Annotated in this window: 19 protein-coding genes; 10 read left to right on the plus strand and 9 right to left on the minus strand. The window is 37.1% G+C overall.

Annotated features, from left to right (window positions below):
- Positions 1-71: 71 nt before the first annotated feature.
- Together V7K38_RS02355 and V7K38_RS02360 are read right to left on the minus strand one after the other, a co-directional pair.
- Positions 72-1,178 carry a hypothetical protein gene (locus V7K38_RS02355; RefSeq protein ID WP_334855129.1) on the minus strand — a complete coding sequence of 369 codons (1,107 nt, stop codon included), beginning with the start codon at positions 1,176-1,178 and terminating at the stop codon, positions 72-74.
- A gap of 13 nt (positions 1,179-1,191) precedes the next feature.
- On the minus strand, positions 1,192-2,700 hold the full coding sequence (locus V7K38_RS02360) for a DNA methyltransferase (protein WP_334855131.1): 1,509 nt from the start codon (positions 2,698-2,700) through the stop codon (positions 1,192-1,194).
- Between the two features lie 217 nt (positions 2,701-2,917).
- Between V7K38_RS02360 and V7K38_RS02365 the strand changes: the two genes are divergently transcribed.
- Both V7K38_RS02365 and V7K38_RS02370 read left to right on the plus strand, forming a co-directional pair.
- Positions 2,918-3,253, plus strand: coding sequence for a XisI protein (locus V7K38_RS02365; RefSeq protein WP_334855132.1), 336 nt, complete (start codon positions 2,918-2,920; stop codon positions 3,251-3,253).
- 96 nt (positions 3,254-3,349) lie between these two features.
- Positions 3,350-3,589 (plus strand): type II toxin-antitoxin system Phd/YefM family antitoxin, encoded by a 240-nt coding sequence (locus V7K38_RS02370; protein WP_334855133.1) that lies wholly within the window; start codon positions 3,350-3,352, stop codon positions 3,587-3,589.
- Positions 3,590-3,762: 173 nt separating this feature from the next.
- Here the strand turns inward: V7K38_RS02370 and V7K38_RS02375 are convergent, their stop codons facing one another.
- Positions 3,763-5,031: a bifunctional sterol desaturase/short chain dehydrogenase gene (locus V7K38_RS02375; protein WP_334855135.1), complete on the minus strand. Its 1,269-nt coding sequence runs from the start codon at positions 5,029-5,031 to the stop codon at positions 3,763-3,765.
- Between the two features lie 425 nt (positions 5,032-5,456).
- Here V7K38_RS02375 and V7K38_RS02380 point away from each other — a divergent pair, with 425 nt between their 5' ends.
- From V7K38_RS02380 to V7K38_RS02410, 7 genes are all read left to right on the plus strand, one after another.
- Positions 5,457-5,708 (plus strand): hypothetical protein, encoded by a 252-nt coding sequence (locus V7K38_RS02380; RefSeq protein ID WP_334855136.1) that lies wholly within the window; start codon positions 5,457-5,459, stop codon positions 5,706-5,708.
- A 113-nt stretch (positions 5,709-5,821) separates the two neighbouring features.
- Entirely contained in the window at positions 5,822-6,031 is a 210-nt protein-coding gene (locus V7K38_RS02385; RefSeq protein WP_334855137.1) for a hypothetical protein, read from the plus strand.
- Positions 6,032-6,092: 61 nt separating this feature from the next.
- The gene (locus tag V7K38_RS02390) at positions 6,093-6,311 is read left to right on the plus strand and encodes a hypothetical protein (RefSeq protein WP_334855138.1); all 219 of its coding nucleotides are present in this window, start codon (positions 6,093-6,095) and stop codon (positions 6,309-6,311) included.
- 343 nt (positions 6,312-6,654) lie between these two features.
- Complete coding sequence (locus V7K38_RS02395; RefSeq protein ID WP_334855139.1) at positions 6,655-7,374, plus strand: hypothetical protein; 720 nt, start codon at positions 6,655-6,657, stop codon at positions 7,372-7,374.
- A gap of 83 nt (positions 7,375-7,457) precedes the next feature.
- Positions 7,458-7,601 (plus strand): hypothetical protein, encoded by a 144-nt coding sequence (locus tag V7K38_RS02400; protein ID WP_334855140.1) that lies wholly within the window; start codon positions 7,458-7,460, stop codon positions 7,599-7,601.
- Entirely contained in the window at positions 7,576-8,343 is a 768-nt protein-coding gene (locus V7K38_RS02405) for a DUF1350 family protein (RefSeq protein WP_334855141.1), read from the plus strand. The genes V7K38_RS02400 and V7K38_RS02405 overlap by 26 nt, the downstream gene beginning before the upstream one ends.
- 149 nt (positions 8,344-8,492) lie before the next feature.
- Entirely contained in the window at positions 8,493-9,629 is a 1,137-nt protein-coding gene (locus V7K38_RS02410; protein ID WP_334855143.1) for a PP2C family protein-serine/threonine phosphatase, read from the plus strand.
- Here V7K38_RS02410 and V7K38_RS02415 read toward each other — a convergent pair whose 3' ends face one another.
- From V7K38_RS02415 to aat, 3 genes are all read right to left on the minus strand, one after another.
- Complete coding sequence (locus V7K38_RS02415; RefSeq protein ID WP_334855144.1) at positions 9,630-9,956, minus strand: STAS domain-containing protein; 327 nt, start codon at positions 9,954-9,956, stop codon at positions 9,630-9,632. It lies immediately after the preceding gene.
- Positions 9,957-10,722: 766 nt separating this feature from the next.
- On the minus strand, positions 10,723-11,376 hold the full coding sequence (gene grpE / locus V7K38_RS02420; protein ID WP_334855145.1) for a nucleotide exchange factor GrpE: 654 nt from the start codon (positions 11,374-11,376) through the stop codon (positions 10,723-10,725).
- Positions 11,377-12,413: 1,037 nt separating this feature from the next.
- A complete protein-coding gene (aat, locus tag V7K38_RS02425; RefSeq protein WP_334855146.1) occupies positions 12,414-12,989 on the minus strand; it encodes a leucyl/phenylalanyl-tRNA--protein transferase in 576 nt (191 codons plus the stop codon).
- A gap of 102 nt (positions 12,990-13,091) precedes the next feature.
- Between aat and V7K38_RS02430 the strand changes: the two genes are divergently transcribed.
- A complete protein-coding gene (locus tag V7K38_RS02430) occupies positions 13,092-13,421 on the plus strand; it encodes a hypothetical protein (RefSeq protein WP_334855148.1) in 330 nt (109 codons plus the stop codon).
- A gap of 76 nt (positions 13,422-13,497) precedes the next feature.
- Here V7K38_RS02430 and rpsN read toward each other — a convergent pair whose 3' ends face one another.
- From rpsN to rseP, 3 genes are all read right to left on the minus strand, one after another.
- Positions 13,498-13,800 (minus strand): 30S ribosomal protein S14, encoded by a 303-nt coding sequence (gene rpsN, locus V7K38_RS02435; protein ID WP_012410383.1) that lies wholly within the window; start codon positions 13,798-13,800, stop codon positions 13,498-13,500.
- A 77-nt stretch (positions 13,801-13,877) separates the two neighbouring features.
- Positions 13,878-14,567, minus strand: coding sequence for an endonuclease III (nth, locus tag V7K38_RS02440; protein WP_334855149.1), 690 nt, complete (start codon positions 14,565-14,567; stop codon positions 13,878-13,880).
- The gene (gene rseP / locus V7K38_RS02445; RefSeq protein ID WP_334855150.1) at positions 14,543-15,643 is read right to left on the minus strand and encodes an RIP metalloprotease RseP; all 1,101 of its coding nucleotides are present in this window, start codon (positions 15,641-15,643) and stop codon (positions 14,543-14,545) included. Before rseP ends, nth begins: the two co-directional genes overlap by 25 nt.
- Between the last annotated feature and the right edge of the window lie 40 nt (positions 15,644-15,683).

The following is a 15,683-nucleotide window of genomic DNA, read 5'->3' on the forward strand; positions in this document are numbered from 1 at the left end:
CTTGATAATTAATTAGTTGATTTTTTGGGGATACGGCTTTGACCTATTCCTTTGTTTGTAATTTCTTAGTATTACTTTAGTACAAATAAAACATCAGCATAGCTTTGATATTCATTGTTTTTAACCGACCAAGTTAATAATAGTTCATCTTTATTAAAAATTCGTTGATCTAAATAATTATCAATACTTGTTTTTAACAATATACAATCACTTTTTATTTTCCAACTATCTTCTAAAGAATTAGTATCAATAAGAATTAAATATAAGCGATTACTTGCATCAAATCTTTGAGAACCTTGTTCTTTATATAGACTACGTAAAAGATCACGGGGTTGCTGTATACACTCATTTATAAGACAAGGTATAAGATTAGAAAATTTATTATAAAATTCTTTTATTTCTTGATTTGTGCTTACATCAAAAGCTGATTTTAAATTAAGCAATTGGTCATCATTATTAAGATTTTTACCAAGAGGAATTCCATATTTTTTTGCTGCTTTTTTTAAGTCTGATAATTCCGTCCCTTCCTTAGTTATACCCATTTCTACCCTTTTAGCTATTATAAAATGTTTTGGAAAATAAGTTACTTTAAGATCAAAAGGTATATCGTCAATAAAAAAATCAACTTGTTTAATATTGCCAACAGTTGGCAATACACGTTGGTGGTCTTTAAAAATATTCTCAATTATCAGAGATGTCCATGTATTATACCAAGAATTAAGAACAAAATTTCTGACAGAATTTAATATTTCACCATTTATTTTATCTATTAAGATATCATAATTAGTAATCTTTTTTATATAATTATCAACTAGGTACTTATTAATATCATTTTGATGAATTCCGCCCCAATCAAAAGATTGTAACTTATATAATTCTGTCAGTAAATCTTCTTCTTTAGCCTGATATTTTTGTCTTTCTTCTATATATATTTCATTGATTACATCATCAATTATTTCGGAATTAATTTGATGATTAAAAAGAGTTTCTAAAAGCTCATTTTCTTTCTGCTTACTATCAGTAGTAGGTATTTTTGCTTTCTCATACAAACGAAGATAATATTTATTACGTCCTAAAGAGCGTAATTTTAAAAAATATAATCCTTCTGGAGATGATGTTAATTCAAAGAATTTATTTTCATTGTAGAGATGAGAAAGTTCAGAAAATGAATAACTCATTTATTTTCCAGCTTCAAGATGATTTTGAGTTAATATTAGGTATTTCTTTAGACCAATTAGGTAAATTTTCTAAAAATTCCAATTTTATCTTATCTTCATTTCCAGGTTTTTGATAGATTAAAACAAAATCATTTTTTAAACCTCCTTTTCGGTTATCTTGTACTACTGAATTGGCTGAATAATTCATTGGAAATAATCCACGAAGTAGCAATTGATCTGAAGATGGTATTACTTCTTTTAAAAACTTCCAACTAGCGGCATCTCTAGCATTGAAAAATAGAGCTAATATCCCACTAGGCTTAAGTATACGAGTAGCAGTCTGCATAAATTCCGTCATTTCATGAAGATAAAGTTTTTTATCCTTTAATCTAATACGGGCATTAGATACTACAATTTCATGAGAAAAGTCTGGCTGTTTATCTATTAAAGAATTCCACATTTCACTTAATTCTAAGTATGGAATTCTATCACTATGTGGAGGATCAGTTAATACAAGTGAAATGCTTTCATCAGGGCAATTATTGAGAATTTTTCGATTATCACCTTGAATAATCGCTACTTCAGCTTTATTATGAATAACATCTTCTAGTTTTTTGGATACTTGATAACCTTTTTCAAATTCATCTTGTTGAATGGATTTTAGTAAACTATTTGCACGTTTAATAAAACAATTCCAAACATTGATTTCAAAATGTAGTGTTGGTCTCCAATATCCTATAACCCAACTACCAACTTCTATTTTATTTGTTGACTGAGATTTTGTTTTACCTCTTCCTGTAATTGCAAAAACCATATTAGACATTTGACCTGAAGCAGATGTTAATGAGAGCAATAATGCAGATTTTATTGTATCTGGTTGTTTATGAATTGCATCAAGTAATAAATCTATATTATGTAATGCACGTCCCGTGAATAAATCTTTCAGTGTTAAAGAATTATTTGTATTTATTCGACTATTCTGAAAAAACTTAATTGGACGAGGTATCTGAGGTTGATATGCTTCAAATTCTTTCAATATTTGATAGTCATAATTAGTTGGCAACCTTTTATCACCTTCATTTCTTTTGTGTGATAGCTGCCAGACTGAATTTAGTTTATTTCCATTCCATAAATAGTGAGTTGCAAATTTTCCATCTTCTAGTAAGTAAGTTTTATAGATTTCGGGCTTAACACTTGTTTCTAATTCATAAATTGCTTTTTCTAAAAGATATGGACTTGGTAAATCAATTAGTAAATTCGATAATTCTACTGCTACAGGATTAATATCAATACCTATAAACCGTCTTTGCCTAATTGCTGCTTCACGAGCTACTAAACCTGAGCCTAAAAAAGGATCTAAAACTACATCACCCTTTTTTGTTAAATTTTCAATTAAAAAGGCTAGGGATTCAATTGGTTTCTTCCCCCAATATTTATGAAAAGCAGCTAATCCTTTGTAGCCTTTTGGTAATACTATTGTTTCAGGAGTTATACTAGTCAGTTCTGCTTCAAATAAATTTAATTGTTTAAAACTAGATTTCATTATTTATGTAATAATTAAAATTATGTATTTCTCAAAGAAATAGCTAGATACGTATTATATGGTATACTCTTTTAAGAGTATCCAAACGATTAGCTATTATTTATTAATAAATTTTTACAAAAAATATAAGGAAACTCAACTATATATTATATTTTGTATTCTTGCATTTCTCTTGCTTGACGCATGTCTTCGACTCAAAACGAGAGGTGGTACTGCAATGGATACCTTAGATAATTATCGCCAAATCATTCAAAAAATATTAAACGAATACGCTCAACTCCCCTACGCTTACGGAGAGCTAGAAAGACAACTAATTATAGACAAAACCGCCAACCATTACCTACTACTAACACTAGGCTGGGAAAATAATCAACGAGTGCATGGTTGCTTAGTTCATATTGACATTATCAACGATAAAATCTGGATTCAAAGAGACGGTACAGAATATGGGATAGCCAACGAATTTGTTAATGCTGGTATTCCTAAAAATCAAATTGTTCTCGCCTTCCAACCAGCCGATATCAGACAGTATACTGAATTTGCCGTTACTTAATTAAGCCTAAAAGCTGCTACTAAATCAGGAATAGACATTGCTATAACTTAAAACTCTCAACTTCATATACTAGAAATATTCCTACAGACACATCTCATGTTAACCGTAACAATTGATGAAATTCAGCGAAATCTAACTAGTTATCTTAAACAAGTAACAGCAGGAGAAACTATTATTGTCATGCAAGCAGGTAAACCTATTGCAGAAATTAAACCAGTTTCACCCATTTATCAACAAATTAGACCTTATGGCTTATGTGCTAGGGAGTTCATTGTTCCAGATGATTTTGATAGTCCCTTACCTGAAGAGATATTAAATAGTTTTGAGGGTAAATGAAACAGAATAGAATAGCCTTTACATTTTAAAAGTACATAAGAGTATGCTTTTTTCAGCATTAAATAATCAGCACTTGTTCGGAGCGATGCCTGCGGTTCTTGCTAGCCTACGCAAAACTACATGCTATAAGGGCAATTCATGAATTGCCCTAAGAATAAAATCTTTCTTTTCGGCTATTGTTTGCGTAAGTCCGGTTCACTTTTCGCTGTCCGGCTGAAGACTCGATAGTATAGCGACGTACTGGTTTCCTTTAAGGGAAACAGCAGATAAGTGAGAGGATTTATTGCCACAATAATATTTCGGAAGTCTCGCCGAGCCAAAAACAAGATAGCACGAGCAACTTGCTGTGCAGACATCACACCATAGGGATTCAGTTGACTCTTAAATGGGCCAAGAATTAACTTGCGAATGACACAATCCCCGTCCAAACGCTTGAGGGTAACTATATCACCTAGCGATCGCTTGCTGAGTTCATAAAGCGGACTCAGCGCTGGAGAAACCTCAGCTTCAGAAGTGTTTACCCAAATTTCCTTCGTTGCTTTTGCCTGTGGCCCTGTTACAGTTGTCACAAATATATCCATCAGCCGTAATGCTGAAAAGGTATTCACCTCATAAGAGAAATTGATCGCCTCTGGTGTGCGGCTGGCGTAGACATTGATTCCGTGGTTGATAATTAAAATATCTACTTTCTCTAAACTATCCCTCAGTTCGGCTTCATTTCCTAATTGCCAGGGAACCACTTTCACCCCAACTTGCTCTACTAATTTTTCTGGATTAGTCGTTAATGCCACGACTTTAGCATTATTCTTGACAAGTTCAGTCGCAAACGCTTGCCCTAACGCTCCTGATGCTCCGGTTAAAGCGATGGTTTTACCCTTGAGAGACAGTCCTGTACCAAGAATTTTATCTACTAAGGGAAAGACACCACTATAATAAGCGTTGACATCATCAAAATGATGCCGCCAATGGTAAGACCGATTCACCCACCAAATGGATGGAATTGTCTCTAAAGGGCCGGGTAGATGGTTGAAATCTGTATCAATTTTGCCCTGGAAATATCGCACAGACGCGCCATATAAGAAGGTGCAACCATAAGCAACTCCCAGCCAGAACCCCATTTGCTGGACAATTAAGGCAATGACTATCAATATCACCAGCAGTAGACTCGACTCTAAAATATCGTGATAGAGTTGGGATTCTTGATAAATTTTCAGGGAAACTATCGATAAATCTCGGCGATAGGCTGCATGGTGCTTGTTATGCCATTTAGCAAGCCAATTGACTTGGTGACACAAAGCATGGTAGCTGTCTCTCAAGACCTCAGCAAGTAAAAGTGAAAAAAGTCCCCAGCTAACAAACTGCAAGCTGGCATTTAGCCAAACCCAATTATTTTGTAATCCTACCTCAATTCCCATCAAGTTTTCAGCTAGCATTTTTATCATGTTTGTCTATACTCGTTTTTCTCAATCATTCTTTCACGATCTGATAAAGGTGCGCTAACGTCGAGTCTAGAGCATCATATAGCCAGGTTCAATGCGGGTAAAGTGTTTGCTCAATTGCTGATGCGCTTTTTGTAGAGTGTGAAACGGAATTGATGCGGATAAATGATGCTCAATACAATGGCATATTGCACACAAAAATCTTACAGGATAGAGGTTTAGCGTTGTTCGTGTATTCGTCAACAGATAGATGCCAGAACTTTATGAGACACTAAACAATTTAGCGCAACAGATTAGTAGAGATAATGCTGAGGTGCTGCGAAAAGCGATGTCTAAGCACTGTTATAAGTAGCCATAGAAACCAAGCATATCTGGATTGTAGATGATAATCACAATATTGAAACTGAACTTATCGGGATTTAAACAGCATGACAGATATAAACGATTTATCAAAACTAATTGCCAGTAAAGGCGATAATCCACTCATTATGTCAACTGAAAACTCCCAGTCAGAAGAAGATGTAGAAGTTGATAAAAAACTGCGGGAACTCAAGTTTAAACATGAACTAAGAAAAGATTGGATTTTATTTATTGTCAGAGATGTAGTAATTTTTCCCGCAGCCATCCTTTTTATTTTTGCTGTCAGTGGTTATTCCCTATTTCTTCATATTCATGGGTAAGTTATCTGATTAAAATTTTTAATAAACCGTAGAGACGCAGAGTACACAGATAAAGGAGAGATTATAGAGTTCATAAAAATTTAGAATTATGAAAAATTATTTCTCTTATCTTTGTGTTTATTTCTCTCTGCGTCGCGCCAGTTGCTACAACGGGGAGAACCGGGGAGTTATTGTGGCGCATTCGCGGGAAGTACCGCGAAGACAAGGGTTTGCCCCTGTGGGCTTTTGGTTTAGCACTGATGGCAATTGGCGGTATCGGATTACTTTGTGGACGATTAATTAAAGCCGCCGTCTCTCGTCAACGCGAATTTCTCGCTGGCTGATGCTTCGGGTGTACAGTTTACTCGCAACCCCAACGGACTTACCGGAGCTTGGTTAAGCGAGGTGCAGCCGCCTGAGTTGGTAGATAAAACCTTGGAATTGAGTAGCGAAATTAGCCAGTTAGATCCTAAAATTCGCTTGCCACTGGTGGATTTGGCAGTACCCCTATTGCGCCAAAATTCTGCCAAAGAATGCCAAAGGTTGTGTAAATGCGTCCACGGTTTAGTTGTAGCTACTGGAAGTTTATCACTGTGGTATTTTGTGTTGCAGTTAATAATGTAAGAAGTAGGATGCAATCTAAACATCTACTTAATCACTCATATAGCAATTCTATTTGATTTATAAGAGTTGCAACCCACAGATCCCCGACTTATTAAACAAGTCGGGGATCTTGTTTCTGCGCGTTTGATTAAGGATTGCTATAAGTATCTAAATATTAATGACACTGCTTCTCTGCTGCCAATGTTTCCAAAGTTCTGTTTGGAAAGTATAATATTGTACAAAAATTCTTGACATGGACTAGAAACATTACCTGACTTAAACAAGTTTAGACAAAATGCCAACATTCCAGAAATTTGATTGCTATATTAGATTAAATAACTATTCTGGCAAGGATTAAAAAGCTGTGCGAGATGATTTACAGGGCTTGGAAATTAGTCAACATGAACTACAAAAGCTGACTAATTTACCTGTCAATAATCGACTTGTAATCATTACAAATACTATCCAAAGATTAGCAAAATTATACATTCAAAAAATTCAAAGCTCAGAAGGAGCAACCGTAATTTTTATTGGATTTTCTACATTTGTTTTCGGCTATCTTTTATTTGATATATTTCTCAAAATATTTATATCATGGATGACAATTCCATCCTGGATATTATTAATTATTTTAGGTCTTTGGGTTGGCGGCTTTACACAAAGTATCTTATATTTAGTCTGGAAAAATAAAACTAAACTTGTCAAACTTAACATGACAAAATCTCTGCAAATTTTATTAAACGATGTTGAAAGATATAATACTGTTATCAGAGCAATAGATATTAACGATCAAATAGAAGAAGCTGGTAATCCAGAAGTGCTTATCAAGGAAAGAGAGAGTGTTCTTGCAGCGCTTAAGCTCACCAAAGCCGATTTAGTTCGCGCTTTGAAGACAGAAAGGATTTTGAGAGAAAATAAGAGTTTTATCCTTAGTAATACAGAACTATTCGTCAATAATTTAGCAACTTTAACAGCCATGCAAGTAAATGAACAGGCTACTGAGCATGGAAGGTTACTCAATGAAGCGTTACAGATTGCATTAGATGTACAAGACGAGATGAAAAGATTACAGACTCAGGGTTAAAACCAATGCTCAGGGCAACGTGCATAAAGAAGTGAATTTGAGAACGCGTAGATGCTCTCTATAAGTCCATAAGACGCTGTTGGATGGCTTCGGTTCCAACCTACATGCTATACCTCCTCAATGGCTTTTTCCCTAATCCTTCCCACGATTGCGATCTCCGGTCTAACATAAAGAATATTCCTCAAGCGATCGCTTATCGGCATGGACTGGAAAGAAATCAGAGGTAATTGGGTAATCATTCCCCGAAATCCCATAGGTATCATCCATTTTTTAGGAGGTGCATTTGTCGCCACTGCACCCCACATCACTTATCGCTGGTTACTCGAACAACTGGCAAGTAAAGGCTATGTTGTAATTGCTACGCCTTTCGTCAACACATTGGATCATACTGCGATCGCCAAATCTGTACTGTTAAATTTTGATCGCACCCTCGAACGCTTACATGACTCTGGGGCATTACGCAAGCTTTACTTCCCCATCTACGGACTTGGACACAGTATGGGCTGTAAACTTCACTTGCTGATTGGTAGCCTTTTTAAAGTAGAACGTGCAGGCAATATTTTAATATCCTTCAATAACTACGCGGCTAAAGAAGCTATCCCCCTAGTAGAACAGTTCAATTCTGCTTTTGCAATCGAGTTTACCCCCTCACCCTTAGAAACCAACAAGCTTGTCCAAGAGCGTTACAATATTCGGCGCAATTTATTAATAAAATTTAGTAATGACACCATCGATCAATCAGCAGCTTTAACCAAAATCTTACAAGAACGTTTTGATGAAATGGTGACAGCACAAACCTTACCAGGAAATCACACAACACCTCTAGGTCAAGATATTAAATGGCAAACTGGAACATCTTTTACCCCCTTTGACGCATTAGGGCAATGGTTCAAGCAAGAAGCATACCGCGACTTGAACCAGCTAAAAAGTTCCATTCTCTTATGGGTAAATCCTCTTGCACCGCCATAATATTTTATGACATTAATTAAGTCATGAATTCGACGGGAAAATATAAGTGAGTTAGTAAGATATTTTGATTGAGATTACTAACTCATTGCCAACATATATTTTTATTTTCTATTTAGAAAACTATTAATGAGTGTTTAATACAATTTTATATGTTTCAAATACTAGTAATCGATGATGATTATTCTATAAAAATCCTCCTAAAAAGGATGTTAGAAAAACAGGGTTATGAAGTAGTTAGTGCTAGTAGTGGCGAGGAAGGAATAGAAAAGGCGCTAGCTTACCGTCCAGCACTAATTATTTGTGATTGGATCATGCCAGGATTGACAGGTTTGGAAGTCTGTCACAGGATTAAGGAAGATCCCAAATTTTTCACAACATTCTTTATTTTATTAACATCCTTAGATTCTGTTGCCGATTGCGTCAAAGGTCTAGATGCTGGTGCTGATGATTTTATTTCCAAACCTATCGAGCATAATGAATTACAAGCACGGGTAAGAGCAGGATTACGCCTCCATCAATTGAGTAGAGATTTGCAAGCTCAAAAGTTACTTTTAGAATCAGAAATGTCAGAAGCAGCAGAATATGTCCGATCGCTGCTACCTCTTTCGATGACTGAACCCTTCAATATAAATTTCCGATTCATTCCCTCGCGACAACTTGGTGGCGACTGTTTCGATTACTATTGGCTTGATGATGATTATCTGGCAATTTACTTACTCGATACTGCCGGACATGGACTTAAAGCGACTCTTCCCTCCGTTTCAGTGCTGAATCTACTGCGTTCTCGTGCGCTTAAAAGTCTGAATTACTATCAACCTAGTGATGTATTGAAGGCTTTGAATGATACTTTTCAGATGAATTATCAAAATGACAAGTACTTTACGATTTGGTACGGAGTTTACAACCGAATTAACCGTCATTTAGTTTATGCTAGTGCTGGCCATCCACCAGCAGTTTTAGTAACTGGTGCATCGCCCAGAAAATCTGAAGTTAAACTCTTGAAAACCCCCGGTATGCCAGTTGGGATGTTTCCAGAAGCAAAATATGTTGATGAATTTTGCAATATTGAAAAATTTAGTAGTCTTTACATTTTTAGTGATGGCGCTTATGAAATCACTAAATCAGATGGCACTCTTTGGAGTTTGGACGCTTTTATTCAGTTACTTGTCAGCTTACAACATCCCGTTGATTGCCAACTCGATCGTGTACTGAGTTATTTAATCGCTTTGAACTCCAAAGATGCTTTTGATGATGATTTATCTATTTTGCAACTTCAGTTTGATTAATTACATATTGGAAACTAAAACCTGATTAAATGCGTCTTGGTTAGGAAAAATTTCAAATACTTTATCCATATTAGTCAGTTCAAATAATATTCTAACTTGCTCGTTAATTGAGCAAAGAACAAGCTTAGTATCTGCCGCTCGCAAGGTTTTAAAAGCTAATACTAAAGCTCCCAAACCTGAACTATCCATAAATGTTACATCTTTAAAATCAACTAACACAATCCTTGCACCATCTTCTAAAACATCAGTGATATTTTGTCGAAATTCTTGTGAAGTTGTAGCGTTTAAATTACCGTTGAGCTTAATAACTTTTACTTGTTCTCTCATAATTATGTCACGCTGATTTTTGTAAATGATTGTCTGATTTCGCTATTATATACCCATCATAGAACATTTAAAAATGCTTGTAAAATAAAAAATCAGATTCAAGATAGAGTAAGTATTGACAATTAATCTGGATGGATAAAGAATAATTATAAATAATTTGACATCTTTTTTATATAATGAAAAAAAACATTTAGCTTGATTAAATATAGTTTTTCTAGTAGTAAAAATCCCATTTTAAATAAAAACTTAAGTAAGTCAGCACGAAAAAAATATGTATATTTAGATTTGTAAAAAGGTTAGGATAACCGATTATTAAGCTGTTAGATGATTTTAGTCTCTTTACATAAGTAGGTCAGTGCAATTAAAGCTAACTAGTGGGGGCTGTCCTTTGTCATTGTTCATTGGTAAGAGTTTGAAGCCTGTTTACGTTTCGTAATATAGTTGAATTTATTTCCGCCCACTTACTTAGGTTTATTTTTTAAAGCCGACTTACCTAAATCAATGTGATATAGGGATATACTGATCTACAACCTGAAGTTACTGCTTTTCAGATTATTTCCCAAATATTTTTTTATTTATGTCCAATTACTTACATAATTGAAACAATTTACGTCTAGACTACCATCTCAATACACTAAGGCTCTACCACAAAGTTCTCTGAGGCGATCGCCTCAGCTACTTTAGTATTCCCAATATTTATAATTTCTCAACAGACAGCACAAAAAGTAAAGAGTTATAAATTTATAACTCCTTATTCTTAAGTCCTTCAAATAGAACTCACTTTAGCCCTGTGAAGCAGCTTCTCACCTTGAAGATAGCCAGTGTAGCGTACCTTGACTGTTTCTCCAGGTTGTGAAGTTCCCTCCATTAACTGGTGCAGTTGGGGATCGTAAGGTAATTCTGCTCCCACGGGTGCGATCGCTTCTACTCCCCACGCTTGTAAAAGTTTTTCTAAGGGTTTCTGCACCAACGGGACTATTTTCACTGCTGCTAGCTGTGGATTCTCCTGCGCTTTCTGTGCTGCTGTTGGCCATTGCAGTAACAAAGATTCCAGCAATTGTAAAGTTGACTGCTGGAATTCTTGTACTAATATCTCTCGCTGCTGTTCTAGTTGAAGTTGCGATCGCTGGTACTCTTTTTTTAAATCTGCAATTTCTTGCAATAATTCCTGAATTGAGGCTGTTTTATGCTGTAACAACTCTCCGGTTGAAAAAGTTACGACTAATTCACTCAATGGCATCTGTAATATTAAGGAAAGCTTAAGCAGTACTTCTACCCGCATCTGCTCTAGCTTTCCTTGTCGTAACCGCAAAAGTTGACGTTCTGAGACACCAGCATCACGACTGAGCGCTTTAAAACTAGAAATATCTACCCGTTGCATTAAACCTTGCAACTTTTGCGTGAAATCAATATTGGGCATTTGGTACTAGGGTGTATTTTCAAACTCGTTATATCTTAAAAAATAGGCGATCGCAGGTATAGTGTGTTGACCAGATGTAATTGATTAGGACTTACGCATTGACAGAAAAGCGAAAATAATAGGTATAGTTTTCAAGGCTTTTTGCTAGGTTTTTCAATCATATTTTGGCGATGCCTGCGGCGAGCTGCGCCTACGCCAGCAATCAGAAGCGCCCTTCAAAAGCCTAAAACGACCTATTTACGTTAATACACAAGACGCTTCTTTTGTACAGTGCGTAAGTCCTATTGATTTAGAATTACGTTGACTCAGTTCATCTTTCTAGAAGATGTATGCAAATTATTTCTAAAAGCTGATAGCTACCTTAGTGGCTCTTGTTGAAAGATTACTAGAAGATGTTGGCTATCATGTTTTTTGTCCTTAACCTTTCTTTACTTATCTAAGTTTTTATGGGAGCATCCCAAATGTGCAAGTTTAATTTACATACGGAATTTTGACTTACCCTGGAGAATAAAAAACGAACCGCAAAGGACACAAAGGTAAGAGGATTTAAAAGGGTTTTTGCGTCAGTTCCGTATATTTTTGCTAAATTGGGATGTTCCCGTTTTTATGAAAAAAACCCCTGGGTATTATTCCAGGGTACATACACGTTTTTCAGGCATTAACAGGCTGAATAATAACTTTGTAAAATTGTTATTTCTACTATCTTAGGACTTACGCACTGTACAAATTAATCATCGGATGAATTTACCAAAATAGGTCGTTTCAGACTTTGATTAATCGTTCTTTGATACCCGCACTGTAGGGGTTTAGCAATGCTAAACCCCTACGATCAATGTGGTTTTTCCTATCATCCATATTTGGTGTTTTCTGTCAATGCGTAAGTTCTATATCTATAGAATGATACAAATATTGAACGATAGGACTAGTATTTTATTTTTGAAATATACGTAGTGGCGTGACAAGGCTAAATGTGTACATTAAGAAAATAGAAACCATCAATCAAATCACTTCTTCAATATTAAGAATTTTGTCATTATTTATACTAAATTACAAGTACGTTGCAACGCTTGCTTAAGTAGGGCTTGATATTCTTTATCCTCAACCCGATAAGCTCCAAACCTCTCCAAATGCGGATTCATCATTTGGGCATCGAAAAATACAAATTCCCTTTGGCGCAACCTTTCTACCAACTTTACCATCGCCACCTTTGAACCTTCGGGAATGCGGTAAAACATCGACTCGCCAATGAAAGCACCACCAATGACAATTCCTAAAATGCCCCCAGCTAATTCGTCACCTTGCCAAGTTTCAAAACTAAAAGCATAACCATTCTGGTAAAGTTGCCAGTAAATCTTTTGTAACTCCGGTGAAATCCAAGTTGTTTCTCTGTCGGCACAACCAGCCACCACAGCTTGAAAGTCCCGATTAATCGCCACACCAAAACGCTCTTGATTCAAGACACGCTGCAAAGATTTAGGGTAACGAAACCGTTCATCCAAAGGAATAAAAGTCCGATCGCGACTTCCGTACCAACTCAGCCGATCGCGCTCATCAGCCATGAGAAAATAGCCTTGTGCATAACCATCAACAATAGCGGCGATATCATATTGCATAAATAAATATAAAAAAACACTCTTAGAAACGCAATTTGATGCTATCACTCAACCTCAGCGTTCCTCTGCGTTTCCCTCCGCGTCCCTCTGCGTTTAAAAAAAATGACTCAACCAATTCCACCCATCACCCTACCATCACCTGAAAACCCTTTGCTCGAAGGTGAATGGTTACGAGAGCGCTTACAACGGTGGTTAGATACAGAATTTATCCCCGAAGCAGTCAACCAAAATATTGCCCAACGAGCCGCACAGATTTTTGTGCGTCAACGGATGGAAGGAGAAAACGACCTTGGTTGTCTGGTAATTGCCATTGTCACAGAGATGCAGTCCTATGATTTTTCCAATAGCTTCTATGGAGAGTTTGCGATCGCCAACGCCGTCAGCGATCTACTCTTAGAAAGTCTGGGAATTGATAAGTGTTGTGGTCAATAATTTTTGTCATTTGTCATTTGTCAGTCGTCCTTTGTTTTTTACTAATGACCAATGACCAATGACTAATGACCAATGACTACCAGCTAGACTTAACAACTCCAGGTAATAGACCTTCATGCGCCCATTCTCGTAGCACGTTCCGAGAGAGTCCAAAATCGCGGTAAACTCCTCTAGAACGACCAGTCAGCCAGCAACGATTCCGGTGACGGGTGGGCGCACTATTGCGGGGTAGCTGTTGAATCTTCCGATGGATTTCTAGTTTATCCAAAGGAGATGCTGCACTTCTGAATTCTTCCAAAAGGGCTTCGCGCTTGTCAGCATACTTTTCTATCAACCTGGTGCGCTTTTTCTCGCGCTCAATCATGCTCTTTTTTGCCATATATTCTCTAACTTATTTAAAGACACCGTTTTCCATTCTACAGTCTCTCCATCAATTCTGGGGTTAACTTGTGTCGCTTAACCTACAACCACAGGTTTATTGGCTACAGGACATAAATCAGCAAGCTCACACGCAACACAAATTGGAGAGCGGGCTTTACAAATAGCACGACCGTGATAAATCAGTCGAATTGACCAATTTTCCCAATCAGGTTGCGGCAATAAACCCATTAAATCTTGCTCAATCCGAACGGGGTCTTTTGCTTCAGTTAAACCCAAACGTTGAGACAGGCGCTTGACGTGAGTATCTACTGTCACGCCAGCATTAATGCCATAACCATGACCCAAGACTACATTTGCTGTCTTCCGCGCTACACCTGGAAGCTTTAACAACTGTTCCATTTGGTTTGGCACAACAGAGTCAAATTCAGTAACAATCATCCGACAGGCGGCTTGAATGTTCTTGGCTTTATTGTGATAAAACCCTGTGGAGCGCACCAAGCTTTCTAATTCTACCAAGTCAGCGATCGCTAAACTCGCAGCATCAGGAAATCTATCAAATAAAGCTGGTGTAACTTTATTTACCCGCTCATCAGTACATTGAGCCGAGAGAATCGTTGCCACCAACAATTGTACTGGCGTTGAGTAGTTCAAAGAGCAAGTAGCATCTGGATAAAGACGCTTCAAACGAGTTAAAATTTCTATCGCCCGTTGCTTTTTAGATAAAGATTTGCGGGTAACGCTCACTGGAATAATTTTTGTACCCACTCCAATTGGCTAGTTAATTGAGTAGTTTCTTTGACGATCAGAAAAATTCCTAACCCTAAGAGTAACACCAAGCCAGTTTGCATTACACCTTCTTGAATCCGAGCCGGAACGGGCTTACCACGCAAACCTTCAATCAGCAGAAAAGCCAGTTGTCCGCCATCCAAGGCGGGTAAGGGTAAAATGTTGATGATAGCCAAGTTAATGCTGATAATTGCGGCAAAAGACAACAAATTTACGCTATTGTCTTCAGCTAATTTTGCACCAATTTTGACAATATTAACTGGCCCTGAAATTTGTCCAGCAGTTTGTTGAAAGTTGGTAATTAACTGTCCAAAACCGCTCAGTGTACCAACAAATAATTGTTGAAACCTGTTAGCAGCAAGACCGAAAATTTCAAAAGGACTATTAGGACGGCGATAAATTGCTGTAGCATTTGGACTAAGCGCCACCCCAACGACACCTTTGCCATCGGCTCCCAGTTTTGGTGTTAATTTTATGGATTGTTGTTGGTTTTCACGCTGGATTTTCAGTTCGATTTGCTGATTGGGATGAGTTTGAATTTCTTTGGTCAGCAAAGGAGTTGATTTGTCAGAAGCCGGGAGTTCTTGACCGTTAACAGCCAGAATAATATCTCCTTCCCGAATACCTGCTTGATAGGCAACAGATTCTTGATTAACAGGCTGGACAACGACACCAGCTTGATAGGTTAATTCCTTGGGAATGCCGACGATACCCAATTGCAAAGCCAACACAAAATAGGCAAATATTAAGTTTGCAATCACACCGGCACTGATGACAATCGCCCGGTCTAAAACTGGACGGTTACGCAGCAGATTTGGGTCATTGGGTGGAACATCGCTATCTGGGTCATCATCGGGAAAGCCCACAAAGCCACCCAAGGGAAAGGCGCGGATAGCATATTCGGTTTGTGAACCTTGGTACTTCAAAAGAACTGGGCCAAAACCCAAAGAAAAACGGTTAACGAGAATGCCTTGAGAACGTGCTGCAACAAAATGTCCCAACTCGTGTACCAAGATCAAAACAGCCAAGACTGCGATCGCTGCTAAAACTGACATAGAGTAAATTAGTGAAAATATTAAGCTATAGTTATCTTCA

Source organism: Nostoc sp., assembly GCF_036917465.1.
GTDB lineage: Bacteria > Cyanobacteriota > Cyanobacteriia > Cyanobacteriales > Nostocaceae > Nostoc.

Excerpts from the sequence above, each read along its gene's own strand:
- V7K38_RS02355 (WP_334855129.1), bottom strand. The coding sequence starts at position 1,178 with ATGAGTTATTCATTTTCTGAACTTTCTCATCTCTACAATGAAAATAAA.
- V7K38_RS02360 (WP_334855131.1), bottom strand. The coding sequence starts at position 2,700 with ATGAAATCTAGTTTTAAACAATTAAATTTATTTGAAGCAGAACTGACT.
- V7K38_RS02365 (WP_334855132.1), top strand. The coding sequence starts at position 2,918 with ATGGATACCTTAGATAATTATCGCCAAATCATTCAAAAAATATTAAAC.
- V7K38_RS02370 (WP_334855133.1), top strand. The coding sequence starts at position 3,350 with ATGTTAACCGTAACAATTGATGAAATTCAGCGAAATCTAACTAGTTAT.
- V7K38_RS02375 (WP_334855135.1), bottom strand. The coding sequence starts at position 5,031 with ATGATAAAAATGCTAGCTGAAAACTTGATGGGAATTGAGGTAGGATTA.
- V7K38_RS02380 (WP_334855136.1), top strand. The coding sequence starts at position 5,457 with ATGACAGATATAAACGATTTATCAAAACTAATTGCCAGTAAAGGCGAT.
- V7K38_RS02400 (WP_334855140.1), top strand. The coding sequence starts at position 7,458 with ATGGCTTCGGTTCCAACCTACATGCTATACCTCCTCAATGGCTTTTTC.
- V7K38_RS02405 (WP_334855141.1), top strand. The coding sequence starts at position 7,576 with ATGGACTGGAAAGAAATCAGAGGTAATTGGGTAATCATTCCCCGAAAT.
- V7K38_RS02410 (WP_334855143.1), top strand. The coding sequence starts at position 8,493 with ATGTTTCAAATACTAGTAATCGATGATGATTATTCTATAAAAATCCTC.
- V7K38_RS02415 (WP_334855144.1), bottom strand. The coding sequence starts at position 9,956 with ATGAGAGAACAAGTAAAAGTTATTAAGCTCAACGGTAATTTAAACGCT.
- grpE (WP_334855145.1), bottom strand. The coding sequence starts at position 11,376 with ATGCCCAATATTGATTTCACGCAAAAGTTGCAAGGTTTAATGCAACGG.
- aat (WP_334855146.1), bottom strand. The coding sequence starts at position 12,989 with ATGCAATATGATATCGCCGCTATTGTTGATGGTTATGCACAAGGCTAT.
- V7K38_RS02430 (WP_334855148.1), top strand. The coding sequence starts at position 13,092 with ATGACTCAACCAATTCCACCCATCACCCTACCATCACCTGAAAACCCT.
- rpsN (WP_012410383.1), bottom strand. The coding sequence starts at position 13,800 with ATGGCAAAAAAGAGCATGATTGAGCGCGAGAAAAAGCGCACCAGGTTG.
- rseP (WP_334855150.1), bottom strand. The coding sequence starts at position 15,643 with ATGTCAGTTTTAGCAGCGATCGCAGTCTTGGCTGTTTTGATCTTGGTA.